The 5630-nt window shown below is 41.2% G+C and carries 4 protein-coding genes and 1 pseudogene; all 5 read left to right on the top strand.

Annotation, left to right across the window (positions count from 1 at the left end):
* Nucleotides 1-492: 492 nt before the first annotated feature.
* Nucleotides 493-1356 (top strand): WYL domain-containing protein, encoded by an 864-nt coding sequence (locus QMA00_RS18420; RefSeq protein WP_076922125.1) that lies wholly within the window; start codon nt 493-495, stop codon nt 1354-1356.
* A gap of 101 nt (nt 1357-1457) precedes the next feature.
* Nucleotides 1458-2978, top strand: coding sequence for a type I restriction-modification system subunit M (locus QMA00_RS18415; protein WP_076922124.1), 1521 nt, complete (start codon nt 1458-1460; stop codon nt 2976-2978).
* Between the two features lie 26 nt (nt 2979-3004).
* Nucleotides 3005-4207: a restriction endonuclease subunit S gene (locus QMA00_RS18410; RefSeq protein ID WP_024603956.1), complete on the top strand. Its 1203-nt coding sequence runs from the start codon at nt 3005-3007 to the stop codon at nt 4205-4207.
* A gap of 152 nt (nt 4208-4359) precedes the next feature.
* Complete coding sequence (gene rhuM / locus QMA00_RS18405) at nt 4360-5376, top strand: RhuM family protein (protein ID WP_024603957.1); 1017 nt, start codon at nt 4360-4362, stop codon at nt 5374-5376.
* Nucleotides 5366-5630: pseudogene (locus QMA00_RS18400) on the top strand (hypothetical protein); the annotation flags it as partial. The gene rhuM and the pseudogene QMA00_RS18400, both read left to right, overlap by 11 nt.

Raw genomic sequence — 5630 nt, 5'->3', positions numbered from 1 at the left:
GTTAGCGCTGAAAATAGCTGCTTGAGATAGATTTATTATCCAGAGTTCAGGTTATCTAGCTTCTTACGATTTATTTCCCTCGAACAGGCTACATATGGTTCTTCAATGGCTTAATTCCAAAGTTCATCCGCACGCATTAAAGTGTCTTTGGAGTTTTTGTGTAAATGTGATGGATTTTATTGGCATTAAGATACTTATCTATACTGATAGTATCATTTAGTATTTTAATTATAGCCAATTCGCCCTAATTAAATTTGATGTCACAAATGCGACCTTAAGTTTCTCTCTTGGCTTTTGGCTCACACTCGATATTCATATATGCTTCCAGATTATAAGCCTAATTCAAACTTGAATATTTTGATTAACTGTAAGCTATCCGTCGTTTTTTTAAGAGGTGCACAAAAAAGCAATCAAAATGATTTCATCATATTGATTGCTCCTTTTTTCTATTTCGGCTAATGTACTGTGATTAAAACTTGGTTTTATTAGACTATGAAGCTAGAAAATTTGACCCATTCACAACGCGAGCGCCTTGCTTTTATTGACTTTAGCCTTGAGTTTTTTGGTCAAATAGCAAGAGCCGACCTTATCCAAAAATTTAAAACTGGTTTAGCGTCGTGTACGCGCGACTTAGCGCTATATAAAGAATTAGCACCAGGCAATGCGGTGCTTATGCACGAGAATAAGCGCTATATTCGCTCAGAGGGCTTCAGAGCCGTTTTTAATCATAACCCTGAATTTGTGCTTAATACATTAGCAAAAGGCTTTGGTGATGGCTTCTCGGTGCCACAAGAACGCTCTGAGGTATGTTTTGACGCAATTCGATTAGTTCACCCTAAGCCGAACGTTGTTTCGGCTATCGTAAGAGCAATCTATACACACTCTGCAATTAAGTGCCAGTATGAGTCGCTAACCAGTGGCACAACTCAACGAGAGCTAGTACCTCATGCCATTGTTAATAATGGGCACCGCTGGCATGTGCGCGCTTACGATCGAAAAAGCGGTGAGTTTAGAGACTTTGTCTGCACACGATTTGAGCGCGTCGAATTAATTACAGAAACACCAAAAAATAATGAATTAGCTGATAGAGACACAGCATGGAATACCTTATGTGAATTGCAATTAGTACCACACCCAAAGCTCATTCATAGCAGAGCAATTGAAATGGATTATGGCATGATTGATGGCGTACTCACACTAAAAGTCAGAGCAGCATTAGCAGAGTATTTACTCCGACAGTGGAATGTTGATTGCACTAATGAGGCAACATTAACTAGTGGTGAGTACCAATTACATTTAAAAAATAAAAATAGCTTGGTTGATTTAATCGACTTTTCTATAGCGCCAAGTCAATAACACATTGCAATATACAGCTTAAAGCCATTGTCGATCATGCACTTGAAAGCATTGACTGATACAAATCAGATTGAACAAATTAATAACAAGGACTAAAAAATATGACCACAACCAACCAAATCAATCAGGACGATATTAACAAAGCGGTGTGGAACGCCTGCGACACCTTTCGCGGTGTGATAAGTGCCGATACCTATAAAGACTTCATCCTCACTATGCTGTTTTTAAAATACATCTCTGATGTATACAAAGACGAATACAACAAGCTGATTACTCAGTATGGTGATAACCCAGACCTAATTCACGCCATGATGTCGAAGCAGCGCTTTGTATTACCCGAAGGCGCGAGCTTTTGGGATTTATACGAAAAACGCTACGAAGCAGGTAACGGCGAACGTATTGATAAAGCCCTGCATGCATTAGAAGAAGCTAACGGCAGTAAGCTTAAAAACGTATTCCAAGACATCAGCTTTAACACTGACCGCTTAGGCCAAGAAAAACAAAAAAACGATTTACTACGCCACTTACTAGAAGACTTTGGTAAAGACATTTTAAACCTAAGCACAGAGCGTGTAGGCAGCTTAGATATTATCGGTAACGCCTATGAATACCTTATTAAACACTTTGCCGCTGGCAGTGGCGCGACCGCTGGTGAATACTACACCCCGCCTGAGGTCTCAACTCTTTTGGCAACCGTTTTAGAGCCAGTCGAGGGCGACCAAATATGTGACCCGTGTACAGGCAGTGGCTCACTGCTACTTAAATGTGGCGCTATGGTGCGCAAAAACTCTGGCTCTAAAAAATACGCTTTATTTGGGCAAGAAGCGATAGGTTCAACATGGGCACTCGCCAAAATGAACATGTTCCTACACGGTGAAGACAACCACCGCATTGAATGGGGCGACACCATTCGTAACCCACTGCTACTTGATAAAGACGGCAACGGCTTATTGCACTTTGATGTCGTAACCGCCAACCCGCCGTTTAGTTTGGATAAGTGGGGGCATGATGATGCCAGCAACGACCCTTATGGGCGCTTTAGACGTGGTATTCCACCAAAAACCAAAGGCGACTATGCGTTTATCAGCCACATGATTGAAACGCTAAAACCCGAAACAGGTCGCATGGGTGTGGTCGTGCCGCATGGTGTGTTATTTAGAGCATCAAGCGAAGGCAAAATCCGCCAACAACTAATTGAAGAAAACTTGCTCGATACCGTGATTGGTTTACCAGAAAAGTTGTTCTTTGGCACAGGTATTCCAGCCGCCATCTTGATATTCAAAAAACACAAGACCGACAAAAACGTATTGTTTATTAATGCCAGTCGTGAGTTTAAGTCAGGCAAAAACCAAAACCAGTTAACGGCAGACAACATTCAAAAAGTTATCGACACCTACAAGGCTCGTGAAAGCGTTGATAAATACGCCTACCTAGCCAGTTTTGATGAGATCAAAGAGAACGACTTTAACCTAAACATCCCTCGTTACGTTGATACCTTTGAAGAAGAAGCTGAAATTGATTTAGTGGCAGTACGCACAGAGCGTGTCCAGTTACAAAGCGAGTTAAAAACACTGGAAGCGGAAATGGAAGGCTATTTAAAGGAGCTGGGTTATGGTGCCTAATGGAATGAAAAGTCGGGAGGAAAATCATGGGTGAATTTGAACAAACCCGCTTAGGGAATTTATGTGACTTTACACAAGGTGTACAAATAGCTGATAAAGATACTATCAAACAGCCGCAAGATGGATATGTCAGATATATCTATATTAGAGATTTATTCACAGACAAGTTTCCCGTTTATGTGAAGGATGTATATCCAAATAAGCTATTACTCAGTGGTGATATTGTAATGGTTAATACTGGAAACACATCGGGTAGCGTTTATCAGGCGAAGGAAGGTGTATTGTGTAACAATGCATTTAAAATAGCAGTTAAAAGCTCAAAACTTAATAAGTTAGACAAAGGGTTCCTTTGGGTATATCTAAACAGTGACGCTCGTGAGCGAATGCTTAAAAGGCTATTCAATCCGGCAGGACAACCTCACGTTGGACATAAGAATGTTGCTAGATTGGATATATCACTTCCACCACTCCCAGAACAACGCAAAATCGCCAAAATCCTATCTACGTGGGATAAAGCGATTAGCACCACTGAGCGCCTAATCGACAACAGCAAACAGCAGAAAAAAGCCCTAATGCAACAACTGCTCACGGGCGCTCATACCCAAAGAAAGCGCCTACTTGATGATTCAGGTAAACCGTTTGAGGGAGAGTGGGAAGAAGTTAAGTTGGCTGATGTCGTTGAATTTAATAACGGTAAAGGTCACGAAAAGCATATTGTTGAAGATGGCAAATACTTAGTCGTAAATTCTAAATATATTTCATCTGATGGACTCGTGAAAAAAACTACTGACTCCGCCTTTTGCTTAGCTAATGTGGGAGATGTTTTAATGGTCATGAGTGATGTGCCAAATGGAAAGGCTATTGCAAAATGTTTGTACGTGGATACTTCTGAAAAATTCACTGTAAATCAGCGTGTTGCTAGATTTCGTCCAAAATCAATCAACTCAATCTTTTTATATTACACCTTAAACAGAAATAGCTATTACTTACAATTTGACGATGGTGTAAAACAAACAAATCTTCGCAAAGATGAGGTGTTGGATTGTCCAGTTTTTAGACCAAGTGATGAAGAGCAACAAAAAATTGCCTCTGTATTAGTTAATGCAGACCAAGAAATCGAGTTATTAGAACAACAACTCGCAGACCTAAAACAAGAGAAAAAAGCGCTGATGCAGCAACTATTAACAGGCAAGCGCAGAGTAAAAGTGGATGATAAGGAGGTCGCGTGATCACGCAAAAGCGACCTCGCACTATTCAAATCTTTTTGCCTACGGGCGACCCTGCGGGTATTCGCATTGCTGAGACAAATTAACACAGCCCGATAATTGCAGGTAGGCAGCTAGTTAGCGTGAACTAGCTATAAAAAGGAGTATATAGACCTATGACAGATGAACTCATTCTTTACACCACTGATGATGGGCAGTCGCAGTTTGTGCTACGCACGCTGGATGGTAATGTGTGGCTTACACAACTTGAAATAGCGCAGCTATATCAAACCAGTAAGCAAAATATTAGCAAGCACGTAAAAAGCGTATTAACAGAGAATGAGCTGTCTGAGGCCGCAGTTGTCAACTCTAAGTTTACAACTGCGGCAGATGGTAAAGAGTACCTTACCCAGCTGTATGCACTGCCAATGATTATTGCTGTAGGTTACCGTGTTCGCTCAACCCGAGGCACGCAATTTAGGCAATGGGCAACTCGCACCTTAAGCGAGTATTTAAGCAAAGGGTTTGCGATGGATGATGAGCGACTTAAAGACCCCAAATGGGATTATTTTGATGAGTTGCTTAAACGTATTCGCGACATACGTTCGTCAGAAAAGCGCTTTTATCAGAAAGTGCGTGATTTATTTGCTTTATCTGACGATTATCGTGCCAATGAAAAAGACACCGGTTTATTGTTTGCTGAGGTGCAAAATAAACTATTTTACGCCGCCACCGGGTTTACGGCCGCAGAGTTAGTGATAGAGCGAGCAAACCCTGATCTGCCAAATATGAACCTGACCAATTTTTCGGGCAATCGTGTGCGTAAAGCCGATGTGGTAATAGCTAAAAATTACCTGCAAGCCGATGAGCTAGATAAGCTTAACCGATTAGTTAATATGTTTTTAGAATTTGCCGAGTTAAGAGCAAAAAACAAACAGCGTTTAACGCTTGAGAACTGGCGACAGTATGTAGACAACTTTATAACGTTTAACGAACAAGCTTTACTGGCCAATGCAGGCAAAGTGAGCCGTACACATATGGAAGAAATAGCAAAACAGCGCTATGAGCAGTTTGACAACCATCGTAAATTAGAAGAAGCAACACGCGAAGATGAGCGCGAACTGCAAGCATTAGAACAATTACAACAACGCTTACAGCAACAACAAAGGAACAAGGATGACCATGCCAAATAAGGTTAAAAGCAGTGTTAAATTTCAAGAAGAGTTTAGCGCAAAAATTCCTGCGCTAACGTTGCTGATTAACTTAGGCTATACGTTTATTCCACCGAGTGAGTGTGAAGCTCTTCGCGGGAACACGTTAGCAGGTAACAAAAAAAGTACCCATCAGGTGGTGTTGTTACCTGTGATGCGTGCCTTTTTAGCCAAACAGACGTTTTCGTTTGCAGGTAAGCAGCATACGCTCTCAGAAGCGGCCATTGATAAGGTAA

Source organism: Pseudoalteromonas sp. APC 3694 (assembly GCF_030407565.1).
Classification (GTDB): Bacteria; Pseudomonadota; Gammaproteobacteria; order Enterobacterales; family Alteromonadaceae; genus Pseudoalteromonas; species Pseudoalteromonas tetraodonis.
Note: the sequence above shows the minus strand (reverse complement) of the source record. Positions and strands in the feature narration are given on the sequence as shown.